The 24,907-nt window shown below is 60.3% G+C and carries 21 protein-coding genes; 13 read left to right on the forward strand and 8 right to left on the reverse strand.

Going from position 1 to position 24,907, the window contains the following annotated elements; genetic code table 11:
• Window positions 1-284: 284 nt before the first annotated feature.
• Window positions 285-1,517, forward strand: a complete 1,233-nt coding sequence (locus GIW48_RS10850) for an MFS transporter (RefSeq protein WP_236460938.1) — start codon at window positions 285-287, stop codon at window positions 1,515-1,517.
• Here GIW48_RS10850 and GIW48_RS10855 read toward each other — a convergent pair.
• Complete coding sequence (locus tag GIW48_RS10855) at window positions 1,455-2,369, reverse strand: LysR family transcriptional regulator (protein WP_236460940.1); 915 nt, start codon at window positions 2,367-2,369, stop codon at window positions 1,455-1,457. The two genes, GIW48_RS10850 and GIW48_RS10855, sit on opposite strands and share 63 nt — an antisense overlap.
• Before the next feature lie 105 nt (window positions 2,370-2,474).
• Between GIW48_RS10855 and GIW48_RS10860 the strand changes: the two genes are divergently transcribed.
• The 8 genes from GIW48_RS10860 (at window position 2,475) to GIW48_RS10895 (ending at window position 12,307) form a co-directional block, all read left to right on the forward strand.
• Window positions 2,475-3,356 (forward strand): HalD/BesD family halogenase, encoded by an 882-nt coding sequence (locus GIW48_RS10860; protein WP_200434183.1) that lies wholly within the window; start codon window positions 2,475-2,477, stop codon window positions 3,354-3,356.
• Window positions 3,357-3,407: 51 nt separating this feature from the next.
• The gene (locus GIW48_RS10865; RefSeq protein ID WP_099550108.1) at window positions 3,408-4,634 is read left to right on the forward strand and encodes a M24 family metallopeptidase; all 1,227 of its coding nucleotides are present in this window, start codon (window positions 3,408-3,410) and stop codon (window positions 4,632-4,634) included.
• A 294-nt stretch (window positions 4,635-4,928) separates the two neighbouring features.
• Window positions 4,929-6,563: an ABC transporter substrate-binding protein gene (locus GIW48_RS10870; protein WP_236460942.1), complete on the forward strand. Its 1,635-nt coding sequence runs from the start codon at window positions 4,929-4,931 to the stop codon at window positions 6,561-6,563.
• A gap of 63 nt (window positions 6,564-6,626) precedes the next feature.
• Entirely contained in the window at window positions 6,627-7,580 is a 954-nt protein-coding gene (locus GIW48_RS10875; protein WP_236460943.1) for an ABC transporter permease, read from the forward strand.
• On the forward strand, window positions 7,577-8,413 hold the full coding sequence (locus tag GIW48_RS10880; RefSeq protein WP_099550110.1) for an ABC transporter permease: 837 nt from the start codon (window positions 7,577-7,579) through the stop codon (window positions 8,411-8,413). Before GIW48_RS10875 ends, GIW48_RS10880 begins: the two co-directional genes overlap by 4 nt.
• Window positions 8,414-8,415: 2 nt before the next feature.
• Entirely contained in the window at window positions 8,416-10,053 is a 1,638-nt protein-coding gene (locus GIW48_RS10885; RefSeq protein ID WP_236460945.1) for a dipeptide ABC transporter ATP-binding protein, read from the forward strand.
• 82 nt (window positions 10,054-10,135) lie between these two features.
• A complete protein-coding gene (locus tag GIW48_RS10890; RefSeq protein WP_017135439.1) occupies window positions 10,136-11,305 on the forward strand; it encodes a hypothetical protein in 1,170 nt (389 codons plus the stop codon).
• Window positions 11,306-11,431: 126 nt separating this feature from the next.
• A complete protein-coding gene (locus GIW48_RS10895) occupies window positions 11,432-12,307 on the forward strand; it encodes a LysR substrate-binding domain-containing protein (RefSeq protein WP_017135438.1) in 876 nt (291 codons plus the stop codon).
• Here the strand turns inward: GIW48_RS10895 and GIW48_RS10900 are convergent.
• The 5 genes from GIW48_RS10900 to GIW48_RS10920 form a co-directional block, all read right to left on the reverse strand.
• Window positions 12,254-13,630 (reverse strand): MFS transporter, encoded by a 1,377-nt coding sequence (locus GIW48_RS10900; protein ID WP_138454051.1) that lies wholly within the window; start codon window positions 13,628-13,630, stop codon window positions 12,254-12,256. The two genes, GIW48_RS10895 and GIW48_RS10900, sit on opposite strands and share 54 nt — an antisense overlap.
• A 168-nt stretch (window positions 13,631-13,798) precedes the next feature.
• Window positions 13,799-15,232 (reverse strand): NAD-dependent succinate-semialdehyde dehydrogenase, encoded by a 1,434-nt coding sequence (locus GIW48_RS10905; protein ID WP_236460947.1) that lies wholly within the window; start codon window positions 15,230-15,232, stop codon window positions 13,799-13,801.
• Window positions 15,229-16,263 (reverse strand): aldo/keto reductase, encoded by a 1,035-nt coding sequence (locus tag GIW48_RS10910; protein WP_017138436.1) that lies wholly within the window; start codon window positions 16,261-16,263, stop codon window positions 15,229-15,231. The genes GIW48_RS10905 and GIW48_RS10910 overlap by 4 nt, the downstream gene beginning before the upstream one ends.
• A 10-nt stretch (window positions 16,264-16,273) precedes the next feature.
• Window positions 16,274-16,786, reverse strand: coding sequence for a formaldehyde-activating enzyme (gene fae, locus GIW48_RS10915; protein WP_017138437.1), 513 nt, complete (start codon window positions 16,784-16,786; stop codon window positions 16,274-16,276).
• A gap of 116 nt (window positions 16,787-16,902) precedes the next feature.
• Complete coding sequence (locus tag GIW48_RS10920) at window positions 16,903-17,370, reverse strand: GNAT family N-acetyltransferase (RefSeq protein ID WP_017138438.1); 468 nt, start codon at window positions 17,368-17,370, stop codon at window positions 16,903-16,905.
• A 248-nt stretch (window positions 17,371-17,618) separates the two neighbouring features.
• Here GIW48_RS10920 and GIW48_RS10925 point away from each other — a divergent pair, with 248 nt between their 5' ends.
• The gene (locus GIW48_RS10925) at window positions 17,619-18,869 is read left to right on the forward strand and encodes a ribonucleotide-diphosphate reductase subunit beta (RefSeq protein WP_005788524.1); all 1,251 of its coding nucleotides are present in this window, start codon (window positions 17,619-17,621) and stop codon (window positions 18,867-18,869) included.
• A 130-nt stretch (window positions 18,870-18,999) separates the two neighbouring features.
• A complete protein-coding gene (locus GIW48_RS10930; protein WP_170038392.1) occupies window positions 19,000-19,488 on the forward strand; it encodes a DUF1289 domain-containing protein in 489 nt (162 codons plus the stop codon).
• Window positions 19,489-19,496: 8 nt separating this feature from the next.
• On the opposite strand, the gene GIW48_RS10935 is transcribed toward GIW48_RS10930, so the two are convergent.
• A complete protein-coding gene (locus GIW48_RS10935; RefSeq protein WP_236460948.1) occupies window positions 19,497-20,105 on the reverse strand; it encodes a LysE family translocator in 609 nt (202 codons plus the stop codon).
• Between the two features lie 112 nt (window positions 20,106-20,217).
• On the opposite strand from GIW48_RS10935, the gene GIW48_RS10940 reads away from it, so the two are divergent.
• Window positions 20,218-21,081 (forward strand): LysR family transcriptional regulator, encoded by an 864-nt coding sequence (locus GIW48_RS10940; RefSeq protein ID WP_236460949.1) that lies wholly within the window; start codon window positions 20,218-20,220, stop codon window positions 21,079-21,081.
• A gap of 7 nt (window positions 21,082-21,088) precedes the next feature.
• On the opposite strand, the gene mdeB is transcribed toward GIW48_RS10940, so the two are convergent.
• Window positions 21,089-23,767, reverse strand: a complete 2,679-nt coding sequence (gene mdeB / locus GIW48_RS10945) for an alpha-ketoglutarate dehydrogenase (RefSeq protein ID WP_236460950.1) — start codon at window positions 23,765-23,767, stop codon at window positions 21,089-21,091.
• A 191-nt stretch (window positions 23,768-23,958) separates the two neighbouring features.
• On the opposite strand from mdeB, the gene GIW48_RS10950 reads away from it, so the two are divergent.
• Window positions 23,959-24,873 carry a class I SAM-dependent methyltransferase gene (locus tag GIW48_RS10950; RefSeq protein ID WP_236460951.1) on the forward strand — a complete coding sequence of 305 codons (915 nt, stop codon included), beginning with the start codon at window positions 23,959-23,961 and terminating at the stop codon, window positions 24,871-24,873.
• Window positions 24,874-24,907: the final 34 nt, after the last annotated feature.

A 24,907-nucleotide genomic window follows, 5' to 3' on the forward strand; every position in this document is an offset into this window, starting at 1 on the left:
GAGAGCACTCGACAACGATCAACAAGGAAGATTGAGCAGAGAAATACCCGTACAACATACCTTTTTGTATTGGGCCAGCGGTAGCACTCCCCCCACAGAGAAAAATACTCGACCGAAATCAATCATGTCGTTTTTGGACTAAACACGTCGCTGACGAATAAATAGCACGCGTATAACGCATGCACACTAAGACAATTAAGCATTGGCTACCCGCGCACTACAAAAGTTAGTCTTCCCTCCAACTAAGTCTATTGGCTCTTCGCCAACTAAATCGAGGCCGCGCCATGTCTAGCACCCCTATTTCAACGCGACGAAGTATCGGTTTACTGGCATTGGTATTTACCGCCTGTAACGCGACCACCCACGGTTTCAGTATTTTTCTGTACTCCGCCTTATTGCCGCAGATCCGTGGGGTATTTGAACTGAACTACAGCCAGGCCGCCTTGATTGCAGCCGTGCTACAGCTGTTCTACATGGGTGCCTCGATTGCCAGCGGCATCGCCGCGGCCTGGGTGAGCCCACGCAATATGGTGCGCCTGACCATCGTGTTAAGCCCGGTGTTGCTGGCACTGGCCGTCGCCACGCCTTGGGTAGTGCCGTTTGCGCTATGCCTGGCGCTGGTGTCGGCCTGTGCGGTGTCGAACTGGAACGCGATTGCCGCATTGGCCCGAGAAGTGATCCCGGCGACTCATCGCAGCCGCGTGCTGGGGTTGGCGTCGTCGGGGGCCGCTTTTGCCATTTGCTTGAATGGGCTATTGATCGCACTGTTGCAAGGTCTGTCATTGCGCCAGTTTTGGTTGATCTGTGCAGGCCTGACGCTGCTGGTCACGCTGCTGACCTTGTGGACCTTGGCTGCGCACGTCGAACAAGCGCCCCGCTCTGTCCAGCCGCCCGCATTCACCCAAGTGCTCAAACAATGGCTGCAACTGTGCGTCGACCAGCCAGTGGCCTTGCACATTGTGTTACTCAGCGGATTTATCGGCGCAATCAGTGGACCGTTCCTCAACTTTTTATCGGCCTTTGTCAGTGACCGCCTGCACGCCGGTGCGGCGGTTACGGGCTCGATGTGGACGTTGATCGGCATTGGCGGCGCCATCGGCGGGCTGCTATTGGGCTCGCTGGCGGATCGCTGGGGCGCACTGCGGGTGCTGGCGCTGAGCATTAGCGCATTCGGCCTCGCCATGCTCGGCCTGCTGGGGCATCCCAGCCTATTACTGAGCTGGTGCGCTGCCGGATTGTTCGCGCTGTTCTATTTCCCTTCATGGGGTTTGATGGCCGCCTACCTCAGTGCACGCCTCGATCCGGTGCAAAGCCTGCAAGTGGTGAGCCTGAGCATGGTCAGCTACGGGCTGGCCAGTGCTTCGGCCAATGGGCTGTGCGGTTGGCTGTTGCAGGTCAGTGGCGAATTTACCGTGGTACATGCCTGGATTGCCGGCTGGGTACTGGCAAGTTTGCTATTGCTCAAGCGCATGGCCCATCGGCAGTCCGTGGACGCGTTGGCCGTGCAAATACCCTGAACGTCCCAACTGGCGCTGCAAAATTTCCACCAGCGCCTCCACCTCCGGAACCTGGCAACCCACTGAGCGCCAAAACATCAGGCGCGCCGGGGCAATGGCTGGGAAGCCTTGCTGCTCATCCAGAATCTGCCAGCCCTCCGGCACCAGCCGCCGTGCCATCACGCCCACTGACAAGCCTTGCTCAATGGCAATCGCAATGCCGCGCGGGCTCTGACTCGTATAAACCACCTGCCACGAACGCCCGGCCTGGGCCAGCGCTTGCACGGCATTGGCACGGAACGCACACCCTTCGGCGTACACCGCCAGCGGCACCGACTGGCGCCCTACGCCACTCCAACTCGGCGCCGCCACCCACACCAACGGCTCATCACACAGGTATTCCCCCGGTTGCAGGCCCGCATGTTCAACACCCAGCACCAAGTCCAGCTCGCCGCGATGCAAGCGGCTGACCAGCGCCGTAGACATCTCACAGCAAATATCCGGGCGCACCTGGGCAAACTGCGCCTGAAAATCCTTAAGCATCCCGCCCAGGCAGTATTGAGCGTAGTCCTCGGGCATACCCACATGGATACACACCTGCTCATTGGGTAATTGAGCCGCGCTGACCGCCTCAAGGTGCAGCTTGAGGATCTGCCGCGCATAGATCAGAAAGGTTTCGCCGCTCGGCGTGAGGCCGATGGAGCGGCTGGTGCGGTGAATAAGCGGCGTTCCCACGATCTCCTCCAGGCGCTGCAAGCTCTGGCTGACGGTGGACTGGGTTTTATGCAAACGCTCAGCAGCCGCCGAAAACCCCTGGCATTCGATAATTGCCACAAACACTTTAAGTAAGCCCCCATCCAGTTCGCCTGACATAACTATCGCCCCTGCCGATGGATTCGATCACAACTTGTAATTTCCACTTCAAACCGGTTTACGCAACTATCGACTCAACACAACAGCCTACTTCAGGAGCCGTGTATGAGTCTTAAACTTGCCGATGCCGAAACCGGTGATATCAGCGATATCATTAATACAGCGCTGTATCCCATACATGATTCGGGCCATGTTCAACTGCGCGCATTAATTGAACATGCGCGTGCCGAACTGGCCGAAGACGGTTGCTGCCTGCTGAAGAACTTCCTGCGCCCCGAAGTGCTGGAACAGGCGCGCCTGGAAGGCCAGGCGCTGTCGGGCAAGACGTTCTATTCAGTACGCAAGGTCAACGCCTACTTCACCGAAGACGACCCCAGCCTGCCCCAGGATGACCCGCGCCGCACGTTCATGGAGCGCACCAGTGGATTCGTGACCCGCGACATGATCGCCCCCGACGCGATCATCCATCGCCTGTACGTGTCGCCAATGATGAAGCGCTTTATCGGCGCCTGCCTCGACGAACCGGAGATTTTCGAATACGCCGACCCTTTCGCCGGCCTGGTGATCAACGTGATGCCCGAGGGCACCGAGCAGCCTTGGCACTTCGACACCAACGAATTCATCGTCAGCATGATGACCCAGAAGCCCGAGGCCGGTGGCCTGTTCGAGTACGCGCCGATGATCCGCTCGCGCAGCCAGGAGAACCTCGGCGCAGTCGGCAAAGTGGTGCGTGGCGAAGACCGCTCACGGGTGCAGAATCTGGAACTCAACCCCGGTGATTTGCAGATCTTCAAGGGCCGGTTCTCAGTGCACCGCGTCACCCGCGTGGAAGGCTCAACCGAGCGCAACACCGCGATCTTCGCCTACTCCGAGAAACCCGGAATCATTGGCCGCGCCCAACGCACCAAACAGCTTTACGGACGCCTGTCCGAAGCCCACCTGCAAGCCGAACGCAACCTGGTGCGCAGCGACCAGTTGCTCGACTGATTCACGCCCATAAAAAACCAAAAAACCGTCTTTGCCCTGCGAGGAACACCCATGAGTCTGTCAGGCCCCAACCGCAACCCCGCCGACTGCGAGCCCACTTATGACGAAATCCAGCAAATCCAGCTGGACCGCCTGCAACGGGTACGCAACGAACTGAAAAAACGTGACTACGCCGCTTGTGTGCTGTTTGACCCCACCCATATGCGCTACGCCACCGGCTCACGCAACATGCAGGTGTACTCGGCACGCAACCCGGCGCGTTATGCCTTTATACCGGCAGAAGGCCCGGTGGTGATCTTCGAGTTCGGCGGCTGTCTGCACCTGGCCGAAAGCCTGAATACCGTGAATGAAGTGCGCCCGGCCAAAGCCATTTCCTACTACTTCTGCGACAGCTTCTTGAACAATGTGACGGCCGACTGGGCCGCCGAGATAGATGAACTGGTGCGCCAGTGCGGCGGCGGTAAACGCATTGCCATCGAAAGCGCCACCTCGGCCGCCGCGTTCGAACTGCAACGGCTGGGTTACCAAGTGTTTGACGCCCAGGAACCGCTGGAGCGTGCGCGCTGCATCAAGGTGCCCAACGAACTGAAAATGATCCGCGCCAGCCTGCGCGCCACTGAAACGGGTGTGCGCCTGATGGAAAGTAAACTGGTGCCGGGCATCAGCGAGAACGAACTGTGGTCGCATCTGCACCAGCATGTGATCGCCACCGATGGTGATTACGTCGAGACTCGCCTGCTGTCCTCCGGCCCACGCACTAACCCGTGGTTCCAAGAGTGCAGCACGCGGCCTATTGAAGCCGGTGATCTGGTCGCGCTGGACACCGACGTGGTCGGGCGCTTCGGCTACTACGCCGACTTTTCGCGCACCTTTCTCTGTGGCGACCAGGCCGCCACCGCCAAGCAACAGGAACTGTACAAACTCGCCTACGAGCAAGTGCAGACCAACGTAGAAATGCTCAAGGCCGGGCGCAGCTTCAAGGAGTACGCCGAGATGGCCTGGAAAATTCCCGAACATTACAAAAACAACCGCTACTTCGCCCTGGCGCACGGGGTTGGCATGACCGGTGAATACCCTTACGTGGTACACCGCGAAGACATCGACGCGCTGGGCTATGACGGCGTGTTCGAAGCCGGCATGACCATCTGCGTGGAAAGCTACATCGGCCACGATGACGGCGGCGAAGGCGTGAAGCTCGAAGAACAGATCTATATCCACGAACACGGTATCGAGTTGCTCTCTGATTACCCGTTCGACCCGCGCCTGTTGCCACGCTGAACACGTCTAGCTCGAGAGGTGGCCTTGGGAAGGATCCGTAACATGCATTTATAGAAGGTTACTGCGCAGAATTTGTCGTTTGTCCATCTTTGCGCAAATGACAAAACTGCGGGCATCTCTAATAAAAACAACATGAGAGCTGCCCCTATGTCCTATCCCATTGCCCGCCTTCTGACTTCGTTGCGCCTTGTTCTTCTGCCGGTTTCACAGCGGTTCGTGCTGCGCCGTTGCTGCGCTTGCCACTGACCCTTGCGGTTCAACAAAAACGCATATTCGCAAGTACCGGAGAGGCTTATGAAAGACTTGACTACCCTGGACGGCGCCCCGCCGCATCCAGCCATCAATGACCTGTGTGTGCAAGTTAAAAGCGCTGAAATCAACCGCCGCCAGTTCCTGCGCACCGCCGCGCTATTGGGCGTCACCGTCGCCAGCGCCAACACCTTTCTGGGCTCTGCTTTACTGGGCAGCGACGCCCAGGCCGCCGACGCCACACCGGCCCGCCAGGGCGGCAGCCTGCGCTTTGCCTGCGCGATCCAGGAAATCCAGGACCCGATGCTGATCACCTGGATCGAAGCCTCGAACCTGTTGCGCAATTCGCTGGAGTACCTGACCTGGGTCGACGCCGACAACATCACCCACCCGTACCTGGCAGAAAGCTGGAGCCCGTCCGACGACCTCACCACCTGGACCTTCAACCTGCGCCAGGACGTGAAATGGAGCAACGGTGACAGCTTCAACGTCGACGACGTGCAGCACAACATCGAACGCTGGATCGCTGCCGACTCCAAGTCGGTCAACCGCACCGCGTTCCAGGACATCAAAGCCTTCGAAAAAGTCAGCGACTACCAGTTCCGCCTGCAACTGAAACGGCCGATCCTGGCGATTCCGGAAATGCTCAACGCCTTCACGTGCGCCATCGTGCACCGCAGCTTCAAGGCCGGCGACGACTGGTCCAAGAACCCGCTGGCCACCGGGCCGTTCAAGCTGGTGGCGTTCGCAGTGAACAAGCAGGCGACCTTCGCCAAGCGCGCCGATTATTGGGGCAAACCCGCCAACCTCGACGAGCTGCGTTACATCGACATGGGCACCGACGTGTCTACCCACCTTGCCGCACTGCAAGCCGGGCAAGTCGACGTGCTGTACCGGGTGACGGTGGCCGAGCTGGACCTGGCCAAGCGCCTGCCGGGCGCGCAGTTGCTGACCTGCAAATCCGCGCAAACCGTGGTGATGCGCATGGCCTGCGACCAGAAGCCCTTCACCGACCTGCGCATCCGCAAAGCCGTGGTGCTGTGCGCTGATAACGCGCAGATGCTCAAGATCGCCTATCGCGGCATGGGCACCTTGGGCGAAGACCACCATGTGGCCCCCTCTCACCCCGAATATTTCCCGTTGCCCAAGCGCGAGCGCGACGTGGCGGCGGCAAAAAAGCTGCTGGCCGACGCCGGTTTCCCCAACGGTCTGGACATCGACTTGATCGTCGGCAACACCCAGGGCCGTTATGAGCAGGACTGCGCGCAGATCCTGCAACAGAACTGCCTGGAAGCCGGGATTCGCCTCAACCTCAAGGTGATACCTGCCGCTCAATACTGGCCAATCTGGGACAAAGCCGCGTTCAGTCTCACCTACTGGGCCCATCGCCCACTGGGCGTGATGTCCCTGGAGCTGGCCTATCGTGGCGGCGGCGCCTGGAACGAAAGCCACTACAGCGACCCGGCGTTCGACGCCGCGCTGGACAAGGCCATGGGCATCATCGACCCCAAGCAACGCGCGGTGGCGATGCAAAGCGTCGAGCAGATTTTGCAGGACGCCTGCGTGATCGTGCAGCCGTTCTGGGGCGACAAGTTCACCGCCGTGAGCAAAAAAGTCCAGGGCTTTGAGGTGCATCCTTCCGACTTTTACCCCATGGGGAACGTGTGGCTGAGCGCCTGAGTCAAGGCGCGCGTTTCCTGCCCACATGGGCAGGCATTCCAACCTTCGTCGGAGCATGCACCCATGGCTCATTTTCTATTGCGCAAACTACTGGCGCTGCTGGCGACCTTGCTGTCAGTGTCCTTGATCGTGTTCCTGGCCCTGGAACTTAACATCGAGGACGTCGCCATCAACGTCCTCGGCCCCTACTCCGCCGCAGACCAGCGTGCGGCGTGGCTGGTGGAACATGGCTACACCCAACCCTTTGTGTGGCGTTATCTGTTGTGGCTCAAGGACTTTGTCAGCGGCGACTGGGGCACCTCGGTGTATTTTCGCGAATCGGTGATCAAACTGCTGCTGCCCAACCTGGCGCAAACCCTCACCCTGGCCGGCCTGGCCCTGCTGGTGATGGTGCCCGTGGCGTTGACCTTAGGCATTCTCGCCGGCATTCGCCAGGGTTCGCTGCTGGACCGGCTGGTGTCGTTCCTGTCGATCGTCACCACCTCGATCCCCGACTTTGCCAGTGCAGTGTTCGTCTCGGCGATCTTTGTGTTCTGGCTCAACTGGCTGCCAGGCGTGAGCAGCATGAGCGATGGTTTCAGCGCCGTGCAACTGGTGTTGCCGTTGATGGTGCTGTGCCTGTTCGGCATCGGCTACCTGGCGCGGATCACCCGGGCGTCGATGGTCGAAGTGATGCAGTCGCCCTACATCCGCACCGCGCGGCTCAAAGGCGCCTCCACCGCGCGCATCGTGGTACGCCATGCCCTGCGTAACGTACTGATCGCGCCGATCACGGTGATCATGCTCTACATCCCGTGGCTGCTGTCCAACGTGATCGTGGTCGAGGTGTTCTTCGCCTACAAGGGCTTCGGTTCGCTGCTCTACACCGCATCGCTGAACCATGACGTGTACCTGATCGAAGCCTGCGCGATGGTCAGCGCCGTGGTGGTGGGCATCACCAAGATCTTCTCGGATCTGGCCTACACCTGGCTCAACCCGCGCATCACCCTGCGCAGCCTTGGGGGAGCAGCCCAATGAATCGTCTGCAAGCGTTTAAGCATCCCTTGGCCTTGCTCGGCCTGTTGCTGGTCGGCGGCTGGGTGCTCATCGCAGTGTTCGCGCCTTGGCTCGCGCCCCATGACCCACTGGAAAGCTTCACCCCATTGCTCACGCCAATGACCACCGGCGACAACGGCCAGAGCTTCCTGCTGGGCACTGACATGATCGGTCGCGACATCCTCTCGCGGCTGATCTGGGGCACCCGCACGGTGCTGTTCTGGTCGATCCTGGCCACGCTCACGGCGTTCGCCGTCGGTATCGCCATGGGCCTGTGTGCCGGTTACTTCAACGGCTGGGTCGACGCGCTGCTGTCGTATGTGGCCGACACCGTGCTGTCGTTCCCGGTGCTGGTGTTGTACATCGTGATCATCATTGCCCTCGGCGCCTCGGCGCTGAACATCCTGATTGCGGTGACGTTTACCAGTGCGCCAGCGATCTTTCGCATCATGCGTGCGCTGACCATCGATATTCGCTCGCGCGACTACGTGCTCAGTGCAATCACCCAGGGCGAAGGCTCGCTGCGCATCATGCTGGTGGAGATTTTGCCCAACTGCGGTGGCCCGTTGATCGTGGATTTTTGCCTGCGCATCGGTTACACCGCGATCATGATCGGCGCCCTGGGTTTTCTCGGCCTCGGCCTGCCGCCGCCCACACCCGACTGGGGCGGCATGATCAACGACGGCCGCGCCATGGCCATCGCCTTCCCGCACCTGGTGATCTTCCCGTGCATTGCCATCTCCACCCTGATGCTGGGCTTGAGCCTGCTGGCGGACGGCCTGGATGAAAACGCCCAGCAAGGCGCAAGGAATTGAGCATGAACCCACAACCTGTATTGCGCGTGCAAAACCTCTCGATTGAACTGCCTGTCGGCGCAGACCGCAGCCATGCCGTGCAAGGCATCAGCCTGGAGGTACGCAAGGGCGAAATCCTCTGTGTGATCGGCGAATCCGGCTCCGGCAAATCGGTGCTGTCGGCGGCGATTATGGGCGACTACGCCAAAGGCTTGCGCCACGCCGGTGGGGTGATCGACTTTCTTGGCGATGATATTTGCAGCCTCGACGAAACCCGCCTGCGCCAGCTGCGCGGCAACCGTATCGCGATGATTTTCCAGGAGCCCATGGCAGCGTTGAACCCGGCGATCCGGATCGGCAAGCAAGTCGAAGAAATCTTCGATATCCATGCGCCGCAGATGCCCCAGCGCGAACGCCGCGAACGCATGCTCGCACTGCTGGAATCCACCCAGTTGCCCGACCCGCCGCGCATCGCCAACAGCTTTCCCCATCAACTCTCCGGCGGCCAATGCCAGCGGGTAGTGATCGCCATGGCCTTGGCGATGAACCCCGACTTACTGATCGCCGACGAACCGACCACCGCCCTCGACGTCACCACCCAGGCTCAGGTGTTAAAGCTGGTGCGCGACCTGCGCGGGCGCGGCCAGCATGGCATTTTGTTTATCACCCACGACTTCGGGGTGGTAGCGCAGATTGCCGACCGTATTGCGGTGATGGAAGGCGGCCGCCTGGTGGAAATCGGCGAGCGCGACCAGGTGCTCAACGCCCCGGCCCACGCCTACACCCGCAAGTTGATCGCGGCGGTGCCGGCGCTGCATCCTGAACTGCACACACCCAGTGCCGACGGCGAGCTGGCGCTGCGCATCGAGAACCTGACCAAGACCTACACCGTCGGCGGCAGCTCGGTCGCGGCCTTGCGTAACGTATCGCTGAACCTGCCACGCGGCAAAACACTGGCGATTGTCGGCGAGTCCGGCTCGGGGAAAAGCACGCTGGTCAAGGCTGCAATCCGCCTGGTGGACAGCGACAGCGGGCATGTATGGGTCGGTGATACGGACTTCCTGGCCTTGCGCGGCTCAGCGTTGGCGGCCAATCGGCGGCGCATCCAAATGATCTTCCAGGACCCGTATGGGTCGCTCAACCCGCGCCATCGAGTCGGCGACATCATTGCCCGTGCTGCGCAACTGCGTGGTTTATCGGCCAAGGACGCCTGGGCCGAGGCCGGTGATTTGCTTGAACAAGTGGGCCTCAAGCGCGATGCGCTCAAGCGCAAACCCCGGCAGTTTTCCGGTGGCCAGCGCCAGCGCATCGGCATCGCCCGCGCTCTGGCCATGCGCCCGGAAGTGTTGATCGCCGATGAAAGCGTCTCGGCGCTGGATGTGTCGGTGCAAAAGCAGGTGCTGGAGCTGCTGGCCGATCTGCAAAAGCAACTCAACCTGAGCATCCTGTTTATTACCCACGACCTGCGCGTGGCGGCGCAGATCAGCGACCACATCGCCGTAATGCGCCAGGGTGAGGTGGTCGAATACGGCAGCGCCGAACAGGTGCTGTTGCGGCCCCAGAACAGCTACACCCAGGCGCTGCTTGCCGCCGCACCGGGCGCCACGCAATTACCGGCTGCCGGGCCGCCATTGAGGTTGATCCGCCCCGCGGCTCACTGAGTTTTCCCTTTCCCTGCGTCGCAGCGTCCGCTGCGGCAACGGGCTGCTGTTGCCAAAAATAACTAATAACGAGAGTAAAACCATGCGACCAACCCTACGTTTTATTGCCCTGGTCCCCGTGCTCGGCACCCTCGCGGCGCCTGCCATGGCCATCCAGGTCACCGACAACCTCGACCTCGGGGGCGCCGTACGCGCGCGCTGGGACTATGACCCGGATCGTGGCATCCAGAAGTTCGGCCTCGACACCGCGTTCCTCAGCGCCAAGTACAACTCCGACACCTGGATCGGTGAAGCGCAGTACCGCTTCTACGGGCGTTCGTACCCGTACCAGTACACCAAGAACTACGGTGATATCCAGTTCGCCAAATTCGCGTGGGTGGGCTACAAGTTCAATCCCGACCAGCAAGTGCAAGTGGGTCTGAACACCGTGCCGTTCGGCTTGCAGCCCTATTTCGGCAGCACCTTCTACGAAACCCTGGGCAATGTGATTGGTCTGGAAGACGTGCAACAGGTCGGCGCCAAATACATCCAGCAAAGCGGTGACTGGAATATTCAGGCCGGTTACTACCTGCGGCCGGCGTGGCAAGGTAAAGGCACCAGCAAAGGCGTGACCTATTCCAGCGTGGTCTCCGAAGCCGACAGCTACGTGGCCGACGGCAGCAACAACCAGGAACGCAACACCGTGGTGGTACGCGTGGCCAAGGCTATGGACCTGGGTAACTGGAAATCCGAAGTCGGCCTCTCCGGCTTGACCTCGACCCTGGAGAACAAAGACACCGGCAACGACGGCCGCCGCAACGCCGTGGCCATTCACTACCTGGGCAAGAACGGCCCGTGGGGTGTGCAACTGCAGGCGGCACGCCAGCAAATGTCGCCGCGCAACGAAGGCACCGACGGCGTGGTGACGCTGGGCGGGTATGACGGCACCTTCAACGTCGCCAGTCGCGGCAACTTGTATGTGGCGGATTTGAGTTACGACGTGGGCGGCAAGTACCTGTTCGATCAGATCAGCGGTGTGAAGCTGTATGCCAACTACAGTGCCTTTGACAAGTCTGACAATGACTTCAAAACCTCACAGCGACTGATCCTGGGTACATCGTTTTCGGTCAGTAAATTATGGGTAGCGACGGAGTGGCTGATCGGCAAGAACGACCCGTACATTGGCGGCAGCAGCTACACCCAGAGTTTGGGCGCAGGCGGCAGTAATCAGTTGGAAAATCAGCTGTACATGAACATCGGTTACTACTTCTAATAGGCCACTGACGCTATCGCAGGCAAGCCAGCTCCCACATTGAAATGCGTTGCCAGCTTGGGAGTGGGCTTGCCTGTGATGAGGCCAGCAAAGACACCATAAAAATAACAAGTATGGACTCCACCCATGCGCCACCTACCTGCCCTCAACATGCTACGCGTCTTCGAAGAAGTCGCCCGCCATCGCAGCTTCAGCCAGGCCGCCGTGGGCCTCAACGTTACCCAGGGCGCGGTCAGCCGCCAGATCAAGCAACTGGAAGACTACCTCGGCGTTGCCCTGTTCATTCGCACGCCCCAGGGCCTGTCCCTGACCGAAGCCGGCTTTGCCCTCTCGCCGCACCTGAGCGACGCCTTCGACCATATCGAGCGCGCCCTGCAAGCCGTACGCGTGCCCAACCTGCGCCAGCGCCTGCGCGTGGTCGCACCGCCTACCTGGGCCACGCGCTGGTTGTCGGCGCACTTGCGGCGCTTTTGCGAGCGCTACCCGGATATCAACCTCAGTGTCACCCACCAAAACACCCACGACAGCCTCGCGGAGATTGACTGCCGGATTCGTTTCGGCCTGCATGCGGACCCGCATTGCAGCAGTGAGCTGTTGGTGATGGAGCGGCATATCGCCGTAGCCAGCCCGGAGTTGTTCGAAGGTGACCAGCCGCCGGATCTGCGGCGTTTCCCACTGCTGCATATCCTGCACGACGGTAAGCGTTTGAAGGTTTGGGAGAACTGGCTGGCGGCCATGGGCCGAGACGACATCGATGCGGGCCAGGGCCTGGAATTCAGCACTCTGGACCAGGTGATCCATACCGCCCTGGCCGGCGGTGGCCTGGCGGTGATCGACCGGCAGATGATCGAACGTGAATTGGCCAATGGCAGTTTAGTGCCGATCACTCCCGTGGAAGTGATCGGCCCCTATGGTTATTGGCTGGATGTGGCGGCAGACAAGCAGGGCTTATCCAAGGTTCGCTTGTTTACGCAGTGGCTGGGCCAGGTCAGCAATCCCTGACACCGACGGCGCTTGGGCTTTGCACGCCTGGCTCAAGGTCAACGCCTTGGTCTCTGGCGCCCAGGCCCAAGAGATGATCGCACCCAACATCAGGATAGCCGCGAGAATCCCCATGGTCGGGCTCAAGCCAATGCCCGCCACACTCACCGGCAGCAAAAACGTGCTGATCGCCGACCCCAACCGGCTTACCGCTGTCGCCAGGCCAATCCCGCTGGCACGCACTTCGGTAGGAAAGCTTTCGGCCGGGAACACGCCAACCAAGTTGCTCACCGCCGACAACACCAGCGTGAACACACCAAAGGTCAGCACCATCAACCACGCCATACTCCCTGGCAACACAGCGAGTAAAAACAACGCCGCCGCGAGGATGATGAATGAGTTGATAAGGAAGCCCCGCCGCGAAAACTTCACCGTGCACCAAATACCTATCAATGCACCGACAATCAGCAACAGGTTAAGCAGCAACTCAGTACCGAACCCCTGGGACAACCCCATCTTCTGCAAGATCGATGGCAGAAACGTATAGATCGCGAAATACGGCATCACGATGCAGACAAAAAACAGGCAATTGAACGCGGTGCGCTTACGGTACTCACGACTGAACAACACGCCATAACCGGAACGGGTCTGCGTCGGCGGTTCTTCATCCAACACCACATGCTCGCCCAAGTGCTTTTTGACGATGGCACGGGCCTCGGCGATGCGCCCACGGTTGACCAGCCAACGCGGTGATTCCGGTGTGCCGATTCGGGCGATCAGGATCAACCCGGCCGGAATCGCCGACGACGCCAGCATCCAGCGCCAGGCGTCGTCGCCGAGGCTGAGCATCGCGGTACCGACAAAGGTTGCCGCCACATAACCAACGGTCCAGACCACGCTGAAGGAGCCGAGCAACACGCCGCGATGCTTCTTCGGCGCGAACTCGGCGAGCATGGCGTGACCCACGCTGAAATCACCGCCCAGGCCAATGCCGATGAGGATGCGGCACAGCAACAGGCCCATGGCCGTTTCAGCGTAGAACTGCATCACTGACGCGACGGTAATCAGTACAAAGCTGACCAGGAAGATTTTCTGCCGGCCGAGGCTGTCGGAAATCCAGCCGAAAAACAGGCTGCCCACAAACAGCCCGATCAGCGCCGAAGCGCCGATGAGGCCTTGCCAGAAGGCATCCAATTGCATCTGTGGGCTGAGCAGGGTGAAAGCGATACCGATCAGGCCAAGGATATAGCCGTCGGTGAAATGCGCGCCGAAGGTGAGGCCGGCGATTTTCAGGTGAAAACGGCCGATGGGCAGGTCGTCGATTTTGACGGGTTGAGCGGTCATGGTGTTCTCCATTTTGTTGTTCTTGACGGAGTAACAGCGGGCTTATGCCGAATAATTGCTCTATGTGGGAGCTGGCTTGCCTGCGATAGCGGTGGATCAGCTAAATGATCGGGAACTGACCCACCGCTATCGCAGGCAAGCCAGCTCCCACATTTGGACTGCGTGGTCTTACAGCCCTCCCATCAACAGGTATTTGATCTCCAGGTAATCATCCAGCCCATACTTGGAGCCTTCACGGCCCAGGCCTGATTCCTTGATCCCACCAAACGGCGCAACCTCGGTGGAGATGATCCCTTCGTTGATGCCGACCATGCCCGCTTCCAGGCCTTCGGCCATGCGCCACACGCGGCCGATATCGCGACTGTAGAAGTAGGCGGACAAGCCGAACGGCGTGTCATTGGCGCGTTGCAGCACTTCGGCTTCATCCTTGAAACGGAAGCACGCGGCCACCGGGCCAAAGGTCTCTTCCTGGGCGATCAGCATGTCGCCATGGGCTTCGGTGAGAATGGTCGGTTCGAAAAAGGTGCCGCCCAATGCATGGCGACGGCCGCCGCAGAGCAGTTTGGCGCCCTTCTCCAGCGCATCGCCCACATGCGCTTCAACCTTGGCCAAGGCCGCCGCATTGATCAGCGGGCCTTGCTCGGTGTCGCCGTCCAGCGCACTGCCCACACGCATGGTGCTGACGGCTTCGGCCAGTTTGCGCGTGAAGGCGTCGTAAACGCTGTCCTGGATAAAGAAACGGTTGACGCACACGCAGGTCTGCCCGGTGTTGCGGAACTTGGACGCCATGGCGCCTTTGACGGCAGCGTCCAGATCGACGTCGTCGAACACGATAAACGGCGCGTTGCCGCCCAGTTCCAGCGAGACTTTTTTCAGCGTGTCGGCGGCCTGGCGCATCAGCAGTTTGCCGATGCGCGTGGAGCCGGTGAATGACAGCTTGCGCACTACGCTGGAAGCTTGCAGCGCGCCGCCGATGGCCACCGCATCGCCGGAGACAATATTGAACACCCCGGCCGGAATGCCCGCCTGCTCGGCCAGTACCGCGAGGGCAAACGCCGACAGCGGCGTTTCTTCCGATGGTTTGAGAATCATCGTGCAACCGGCCGCCAACGCCGGGCCGACCTTGCGGGTGACCATGGCCAGCGGGAAGTTCCACGGCGTGATCGCCGCGACCACGCCAATGGCTTCCTTGGTCACGATAATGCGCGCGTCGGCCTTGTGGGTCGGTATCACATCACCATAGGCACGCTTGGCCTCTTCACCAAACCACTCCAGAAAGCTGGCGGCGTAGACCACTTCGCCCATGGCTTCGGCCAAAGGTTTACCCTGCTCCAGACTCAGCAGCCGGGCCAGGTCTTTCTGATTGCTGAGCATCAACTCGCTCCAGCGCTTGAGGCGCTGGCTGCGTTCCTTGGCGGTGAGCTTGCGCCAGGCCGGCAGTGCGCGGTTGGCGGCGTCGATGGCCAGGTTGGTTTCTTCAGCGCCAGCGCGTTGCACCTCAACGATCAGCGCGCCATTGGCCGGGTTGACCACCGGATAACTCGGCCCACCGCTGGACCATTGGCCATCGATGTAGTTGCCAGTACGGATCAGCGGGTTCATGCCACGGCCTCGATCAGGTTGAAACGGTCCAGGCCCGGGCGGGCCGCGCGCAGGATGCGCTTGCCGGCGGTGTAATCATTGATCACGTCGCACGGCGTGTAATTGCGTTCCAGCTCGTGCAGTTCTTCGGCGTCGAGCTGGGTGTCCAAGGCCGCCAGCGCGCTGTCGAACTGCGCGGTGGTGTCGGCGCCCACCAGCATCACGTCGACGCCTGGGTGGTTGGCGACCCAGGCCTGGGCGATCTGTGCATTGGACACACCACGGGCACGTGCCACACGCTGAACCGAATGGGCGATGTCGAACGAGGCCTGGTCGCTGTACATCTGCTGGGTGAAAAAGTCGGTCTGGTTGCGCGTCGACTGCACTTCGCCGGTCAACAGGCCACGGGCCAGCGGGCTGAACACCGAGACGCCCAGGCCCTGGTCGCGGCAGAACGGGATCATCTCGCGCTCTTCTTCGCGGTAGGCGCAGTTCAGTTGCAGCTGCATATTGATCGGCTTGACCCAACCATTGCGTTCGCAGGCCATGAGGATTTTCGCCAGTTGACCGGTGAGCATGGTCGACACGCCGATGTAGCGAGCCTTGCCGGAACGCACGATGTCGTTCATCGCCGCCATGGTTTCTTCGACCGGGGTGTTCACATCGAAGTAATGCAGCATGAACACGTCGACGTAATCCATGCCCAGACGGCTGAGGGATGCGTCAATGCTGTCCATGATGTGCTTGCGCGAGTGGCCGCTGGCATTGATGCCACTGCGGGTGCCGTAGCCGACCTTGGTGGTGACCACAATGTCTTCACGCCGTGCCACGCGCTTGAGGATGCGCCCCACCACTTCTTCGCCGACGCCTGCGGAATAGAAGTCGGCCAGATCGATGAAGTTAACCCCGTTGTCCAGGGCGTGGGCGACGATCGGCTCGCTTTGCTTTTCATCGAAAATCCACGGTTTCCAGTCCGGGGTGCCCATGTTCATGGTGCCCAGGCACAGACGCGAGACTTGCAAGCCGGAGTTGCCCAAACGAATGTATTGCATGGCAGTCTCCTCAGGCCTTTGGCGTGTAGAAAGGGTTGCTGATGTGGTTGACCACATCAGCCAGTTGCGCGGTGTACGGCGTGCCATTGAGGGCCGCGCGGATGGCGGTGCGGCAGGCGTTGTAGTTGTTCAGGTAGACCGCATCGAGGTCGTCGCAGCCCGGGTTGACCCAGTTGGCAGTGACAATTGCCCACTCGTCTTCGGCTTCCGGCGGCAAGGTGCCATCCAGCAAGGCTTCGAGCACCGCCTTGGCGATGCCGGCCTGGGACGCGCCCCAGGTGGCGTTGCCGTGCAGGTCGCTGCCGATCGCGGCTTTGTTGACGTAGAGGGTCATGGGTTTGACCGGGATATTCGGCTGGGCAATCACCATAAATGGGCAATGGCCCTGGCTTGGGGACGCCAGGCTGTTGGCGAACGCTTGGCCGGCAGGGCCGTTGCGGGGGCCGATCAGAATATTGATGTGGGCAGCATTGACGCCTGGGCCTTCGAAGCCTTCGCCGATGTACAGATCAAGTGCTTTCATTTTCGCAAACGCTCATTGTTGTTATGGGGAGCTGGTTGGCGAATTTTTAGCACTGACGGCAAAAGCGCCCGTAACCATTAAAAGTCATGGGGCTGTGAGTTTTTATCATGCCCCCGCTACAGCGCGAGCTCCATCTTGATAATCTCGATGGACACCGGGCTGTTGCCCCGACTGAAGGTGCCCTCGCCGACCTTGCGAAACCCGAAGGCGGCATAGAAGTTTTCGGCGTTGAGGGTCGCTTCCAGGCAGGCCTTGGCATGGCCGGCGTTCTTGATGCGCTGCAAGGCCTCATTGAGCAGGCGCGCACCAATGCCCTGCCCGGCGGCATCGCCGCGCACAAACAGTTTGCTGATTTCATGGCCGTCGATTTCGATAAAACCCTGCAGCCTGTCGGTGTGTGCCAGCCACAGGTTGCCGGCAGCAATGGCCTCGCGGTAGGTGGCGGGTGAGCGGCCGTTGAGCCACATGGCGATCTGCTCGGGGCCGTAGTCGCCCGTGCAGAGGTTTTCGACGGAATGCTTATGCACCTCGAAGATGCTTTGCGCGTCGTCCAGCAGGGCGGATCGGATCAGTACGTTTTTCATTCCCTTGAAATTCCACCGGCAGCCAATGAACCCAGGTTTTATAGCTCAACCGGCGATGTGCCGCGACCCAAGACCGCACATCTTGTGCGTTGACCTGTTTTGTTACACACCATATAGTGTGCCCACAAACACAAATCACCACTACATAGTGTGCAGTATCGGTATTTACCGACCACACTCTGCGCAGTATTTCAATGCCTTGAAGCCTGCAAAAACCTATTTTTCGAGTACCAGGAAGGAGAATTTCAATGTTGAGTTGGGATGAAGTCGACAACGAAGACACCGGTGCAGCGGTGATCAAAGGCGCCAACGCCGGCCACGCCAGCGAAGCCAACATGGACCGCCTTGACGGTGCCGGCGCCGCTGCTGCTCTGGAAGCGCGCAACGTGACCGCCAACGACTCGGCCGCGATCATCCGCGCCAAGGCCGCCCTGGACAAACTCGACGTCGCCGAAGGCCTCGCCGAGCTGGAAGGCTCCGCCGCCCGCGTCGCCGTTGACGAAAAGCGCATGATCAACTGCCGCGCCGACCTCAACCAACTCGTACCCTTCAAGTACGACTGGGCCTGGCAAAAGTACCTCGACGGCTGCGCCAACCACTGGATGCCGCAAGAGGTCAACATGACCGCCGACATCGCCCTGTGGAAAAACCCCGAAGGCCTCACCGACGATGAACGCCGCATCGTCATGCGCAACCTCGGCTTCTTCTCCACTGCTGATTCGTTGGTCGCGAACAACCTGGTCCTGGCCGTGTACCGCCTGATCACCAACCCGGAGTGCCGCCAGTACATCCTGCGCCAGGCCTTCGAAGAAGCGATCCACACCCACGCCTACCAGTACTGCATCGAATCCCTGGCCATGGATGAAGGCGAGATCTTCAACATGTACCACGAGATCCCATCGGTCGCCAAAAAAGCCGCCTGGGGCCTGAAATACACCCGTTCGATCTCCGATCCGAAGTTCGAAACCGGCACCGTCGAAACCGACAAAGAACTGCTGCGCAACCTGGTCGCCTACTACTGCGTCCTGGAAGGCATCTTCTTCTACTGCGGTTTCACCCAGATCCTGTCCATGGGCCGTCGCAACAAAATGACCGGCGTGGCCGAGCAGTTCCAGTACATCCTGCGCGATGAGTCGATGCACCTGAACTTCGGTATCGATGTGATCAACCAGATCAAAATCGAAAACCCGCATTTGTGGGATGCCGAGATGAAGGAAGAAGCGACCCAGATGATTTTGCAGGGGACGCAGCTGGAGATTGAATATGCGCGGGATACCATGCCGCGTGGGGTGTTGGGCATGAATGCGGCGATGATGGAGGATTACCTTAAGTTCATCGCGAATCGTCGTCTGTCGCAGATCGGCCTGAAAGAAGAGTACCCAGGGACGACTAACCCGTTCCCGTGGATGAGCGAGATCATGGACTTGAAGAAAGAGAAAAACTTCTTCGAAACCCGTGTGATCGAGTACCAGACTGGCGGCGCGCTGAGCTGGGATTAAAAATGTAGGAGCGGGCTTGCCCGCGATGGCGGCGGGTCAGTTAAGCATATATTGGCTGACACTCAGCTATCGCGGGCAAGCCCGCTCCCACATGGGTTAGCGGTATTTTTTAGACTTGCGTACAAACTTTATGCCCAACCAAACCATCAAAACGCCCTGCGTCGGCCTGTGCTCCACCGTTTACGGCGACCTGGTCTGCCGGGGCTGCAAGCGTTATCACCATGAAGTCATCCAGTGGAATGGCTACAACGCCGACGAAAAGCAGGCGGTGTGGCTGCGCCTGGAGCAGTTGCTGGTGCAGGTGATGGCCAGCAAGTTGGAAGTGTTTGACCCCAAGCTTTTGCGCCAGCAACTTGAAACCCGCAAAATTCGCTTTATGCCACACCAGTCGCCGTACTGCTGGGCGTACCAGTTGATTGCCCGGGGCGCGCGGGTGATTTCCAAGCTGGACGCGTATGGGCTGGCGTTGCTGCCGGAGTTTCGCGAGCGTCACCTGGCGGATTTGCGTGATGCGATTGACCGCGAGTTTTTCCTGCTGTCCGAGGCGCATTACGAACGCTATATCGCGCCGGGCTTTTTGAAAGAAGCCTTTGGGCCAGCACTGATCGCCACCTTCTAGACTTGCCGTCAGCTATGGACAGGCAGCGCTAACCCGAACAGCACAAAAAAACCACCGCAGACTTTATTGAATCGGCGTCCGGTTCGGGCTAACCAGGGCCTGACCCGATGTGCTGCGCTGGCCACCAGATATTCAACAACAAACTCCACCACGGCGTAGGTCAGCGCAATAGCTGCCGTCTGCGCGATGAGGCTTCGGTGTGGGTCCAGAAAAGGTGGAATGAAGGCGGTGAACAGCAGCAGCGCCTTGGGGTTTGAAATCGCCGATACCAGCGCTTGGGGAAACAGCGACCAGCTTCGCAGGCTGGTCGTAACGGCTGCCTCAAGACTCACAGGCGCCGAGCGCCACAACCCAAACCCCAGCCAGATCAGGTACAGCCCGCCAACCACCTTCAGTGCCGTGAACCAGGTGGCAGACGCCTGGATCAGTGCCCCCAAGCCTAAAGCGCAAAACGACAACACCACGGCAAAACCGAGCACGCCGCCCGAAATCGTGAAGAGTGTTTTGCGACGCCCGTGAATGGCGCCATGGGTCAGCACTAATAACGCATTGGGCCCTGGCACTATAGCGATGCCGCAGCAGGTAACCAGGTAGAGCAACCAGGTGTCGAATGGCATGGTCAAATCCAGCAGGCAGGGGTTGAGGCGAGGATTTTGCGGGTGAACAAACCTCTTGAAAAGCGCATAATTTACGTCACAGCCATTCGATTAACGAATAGAGGTCACCTGGATGCCTGCCAGCAATTTGCAGATCGATTGGCTCAAATGCTTTGTGGCCGTGGTGGATGCCGGCTCGCTCTCTGGCGCGGCCCATGAGGTCAACCGCTCGCAGTCCGCCGTCAGCATGCAAATGAAAAAACTGGAGACAGCGCTGGGGCGGCAGTTGTTGAGCCGTGGCCCGCGTCACCTTCAACTGACGGCGGACGGTCAGTTACTGCTGGGCTACGCCCGGCGCCTGCTCGCACTGCACGCCGAGACCCAAGCGGCCTTTCACGGTGAAGAATTGACCGGACGCATCCGCCTTGGCGTTGCGGAAGACTACGCGGCGATGTATCTCACGCCGGTGCTCAAGCGTTTTTTGCCGCGCTATTCGGGTGTGGAAATAGAACTGACTTGCGAACAGTCGGCCGCACTCATCCCGCGTGTGCGCAACGGCGACCTTGATCTTGCACTCGTGTCGCGTGACGCCCCTCAAAGCGGCACTTTTCTGTTCAAGGAACCCATGGTATGGGTCGGTTCGCCCCAGTTCGAACTGTGGAGGCGCGATCCGCTACCTATCGCCGTCTACGAAAGTGCAAGCCTGGCCAGACGTTATGCGGTGAACTCACTGAGCCAAAAGGGACGTGAATTCAAGGTGGTTTACAACAGCTCCAGCCTTGCCGGCCAACTAGCCGCCGTTGAAGGTGGGCTGGCGATTGCCGCAATCACCCAATGTACCGTGCAGGCATCGCTTCAGGTTCTGGGCAGCGAGCACGGCTTGGGCAGGATTGAACCCATGGAGGTTTCAATCCTGCGAAGCCGGGCCTCGCGCGGGTCTGAAGCGGTTGATAGCCTGCATGCATTCATCATCAGCTCACTGAGGCAGCAGGCTTAACAGGGGTTCATGAGGTCCAGGAAGGCTCGCGCTCCGCCTGCACGCCATACCGCTCGATCGCCTGCTGACAAACCTCGGGTTCCAGACGGCCCTGCTCCACCAACGCCGTCAGCGCCGCCAGCACAATGTGATAGCGATCCACCTCAAAGAAATCACGCAACGCTGCCCGAGTATCGCTACGCCCAAAGCCGTCGGTGCCCAACACCGTGTAGCTGCTGTCCAGATACGAAGCAATCATCTGCGGCACCGCCCGTACATAGTCGGACACCGCAATCACCGGTACACCTTTAGGCAAACATGCATTTACATGACTGGAGCGCTTCATATCCTGAGGATGCAACCGATTCCAGCGCTCCACCTCTCGCGCATCCCGTGCCAGCTCGCTGAAACTGGTCACGCTGAACACCTCGCTCGCCACCTGCCAATCCTCCTCCAGTAACTGCGCGGCTGCCTGGGCCTCACGCACCAGCGTGCCGGAACCCAGCAGGCGTACCTTGGCATCCGCAGCACCTTGCAACCGATACATGCCCTTGATAATCGCCGCCTCCACGCCTGCCGGCAGCGTCGGTTGCGGGTAGTTTTCGTTCATCAGGGTCACGTAGTAGAACTCGTCCACATCGTGCTCCAGCATCTGACGCATACCGTGGTCGAGGATCACCGCGAACTCGCCGGCAAACGCCGGGTCGTAGGCGCGGCAGTTGGGCACCGTCGCGGCTGCCAAGTGGCTGCTGCCGTCCTGATGCTGCAAGCCTTCGCCGCCCAGGGTGGTGCGCCCGGCGGTGGCGCCGAGCAGGAAACCACGGGCGCGCTGGTCGGCGGCAGCCCAGATCAGGTCGCCGACGCGCTGGAAGCCGAACATCGAGTAATAGATATAGAACGGCAACATGCGCAGCCCATGCACCGAATAACTGGTGGCCGCCGCCACCCAGGAACTGATGGCGCTGGCCTCACTGATGCCTTCTTCGAGAATTTGCCCGTCGGTGGCCTCGCGGTAGCTGAGGATCGAGCCAATGTCTTCCGGTTCGTAACGTTGCCCAACACTGGAATAGATGCCGATCTGCTTGAACAGGTTGGCCATGCCGAAGGTACGCGCTTCATCCGCCACAATCGGCACGATGCGCGGGCCGAGAGCCTTGTCCTTGAGCAGGTTGGTGAGCATGCGCACAGACGCCATGGTGGTGGACATTTCCTTTCCGGCGGCTGCGATGGCGAACCCGGCGTAACCCGCCACCGGGGGCACGCTGACGGGTGCGGCCAGCGGGCTGCGGCTTGGCACATAACCGCCGAGTTTATGCCGACGTTGATGCAGGTAACGCAGTTCAACGCTGTCCTCGGCGGGTTTGAAAAAACTTAAGGATTCGGTCTGCGCATCCGTGAGCGGCAACTGGAAGCGATTGCGAAAAGCGAGCAGCGCGTCGCGATCGAGCTTCTTCTGCTGGTGCGTGGTCATCTTGCCCTGCCCGGCTTCGCCCATGCCGAAGCCCTTTTTGGTCTGGGCCAGGATCACCGTGGGCTGGCCTTTTACCCGGCGCGCGGCATGGTAGGCAGCGTGGATCTTGACCATATCGTGGCCACCGCGCTTGAGGCGGTCGATTTGCTCGTCGCTCATGCCCGCCACCAGGGCCGCCAGCGACGCGCTTTGGCCGAAGAAGTGCTCGCGGTTATAGGCGCCGTCTTTGGCGGCAAAGGTCTGGAATTGCCCGTCGACGGTGTTCGACAAGGTTTCCACCAGTGAACCGTCAGTGTCCTTGGCCAGCAAGGCGTCCCAGTCCGAGCCCCACACCAGCTTGATCACGTTCCAGCCGGCACCGGCAAACAAGGCTTCGAGTTCGTCGATGATGCGCCCGTTGCCGCGCACCGGACCGTCGAGGCGCTGCAGGTTGCAGTTAACCACCCAGGTCAGGTTGTCCAGGCCTTCGCGGGCAGCCAGGGTCAGGGCCGACATGCTTTCCGGCTCGTCCATTTCGCCATCGCCGAACACACCCCAGACGTGCCGGTCGGTGGTGTCCAGCAAGCCGCGATGTTGCAGATAGCGCATGAAGCGCGCCTGGAAAATCGAGCTGATCGGGCCGATGCCCATGGAGCCGGTGGGAAACTGCCAGAAGTCCGGCATCAGCCACGGGTGCGGGTAGCTGGAAAGGCCGCGTGCGCCGGCTTTTGGCCCGCCGATTTCCTGGCGGTAGTGCGCCAGGTCGTTTTCCGTCAGGCGCCCTTCCAGATAAGCACGGGCATATATACCCGGTGCGGAATGCGGCTGGTAGAACACCAGATCGCCACCGAAGGTGTCGCTGCGCGCCCGGAAGAAGTGATTGAAGCCGACTTCGAACAAGTCCGCCGCACTGGCATAACTGGCGATATGGCCACCGAGTTCGCCATACGCCTGGTTGGCGCGCACCACCATGGCCAAGGCGTTCCAGCGCACCAGCGAGGCGATGCGTTCTTCGGTGGCCAGGTCACCGGGAAACGCCGGTTGCTGCTCAACACTGATGCTGTTGATATAGGGCGTGCCGTGGCGCGGTTTCCAGTCGATGGGCGCAGCGCTGCCTTCGCGGGCCAGCAGGTCGAGGATCTGGCGCGCCCGTTCTGGCCCGGCATTGGCCACCAGCGAGGCCAGGGCGTCGCGCCACTCATCCAGTTCTTGCGGGTCTTGGGCTGTGTGATTGACTGCACTCGCGAAACCGTTCATGGGCACCTCCGGGCTTTTTTTCCAGTTTATGTCGGTGCCTGAGGATTTTTTGCCTGTTATCAAGCGCAGGTTCAAGCATTTTGAGCATGAATCACTGCCAATCATCTTTTTAGCAGCACGTTGTGCTCAAACACGACGAAGCACCGCAACTGTGTTTAAAATGCCGCCCGCTCAACGACTGACGCTCAACGATGAACCCAGACGCACTCGCTACCCTGCACGCCCATTTGCTCACCGCCCTGGCCAACCCGCCGAGTGAAACCCGGCGCCTGTTCCACGGCCGGGGCCGCTGCTGGCCGGGCCTGGAGCAACTGACGGTGGACTGGTTGCAGGGCGTGCTGCTGGTCTCGTTGTTCAAGGAACCCGAGCCTGCGCAGCTCGAAGCCCTTAAACAACTGCTGCAAACGCAGTTCAGCGCTTACACCGTTGCCCTGCAACACCGCTACCTGCCGCAAAGCACCACCGAATGGCTCTCGGGCGAGGCCGTTGACAAGCTGACCATTACCGAAGGCGGCCTGCGTTACCTGATCGACCTGGGTAAAAAACAGAACAGCGGCCTGTTCCTCGACATGCGCTACGGCCGCAACTGGGTGCGCGAACAGGCCAAGGGCCAGCGCGTGCTCAACCTGTTCGCCTACACCTGTGGTTTCTCGGTGGCCGCCATCGAAGGCGGCGCCGACCATGTCGTAAACCTGGACATGGCCCGTGGCGCCTTGAGTCGCGGGCGCGACAACCATCGCCTCAATGGTCATGACCTGAGTAACGTCAGCTTCCTGGGCCACGACCTGTTCAAATCGTGGGCCAAGGTGACGAACAGCGGCCCTTACGATCTGGTGATCATCGACCCGCCGTCGTTCCAGAAAGGCAGCTTTCTGCTGACCAAAGACTACCAACGCGTGCTGCGCCGCCTGCCGGATTTGCTCACAGCCCACGGCACGGTGTTGGCCTGCATGAACGACCCGGCCTTCGGTGAAGACTTCCTGATTGACGGCGTAACCCGCGAAGCACCGGGCCTGCGCTTTGTGCAGCGATTGGAAAACCCGCCGGAATTTCCCGATGTCGACCCGCAAAGCGGTTTGAAGGCATTGGTGTTCCGTCAGGGTTGATGCCGAAACGTCTGACCCTTGCTACGCTAAGTGA

It is taken from the genome of Pseudomonas sp. PA-6-3C, from assembly GCF_021605825.1.
In the GTDB taxonomy this organism is placed as follows: domain Bacteria; phylum Pseudomonadota; class Gammaproteobacteria; order Pseudomonadales; family Pseudomonadaceae; genus Aquipseudomonas; species Aquipseudomonas edaphica.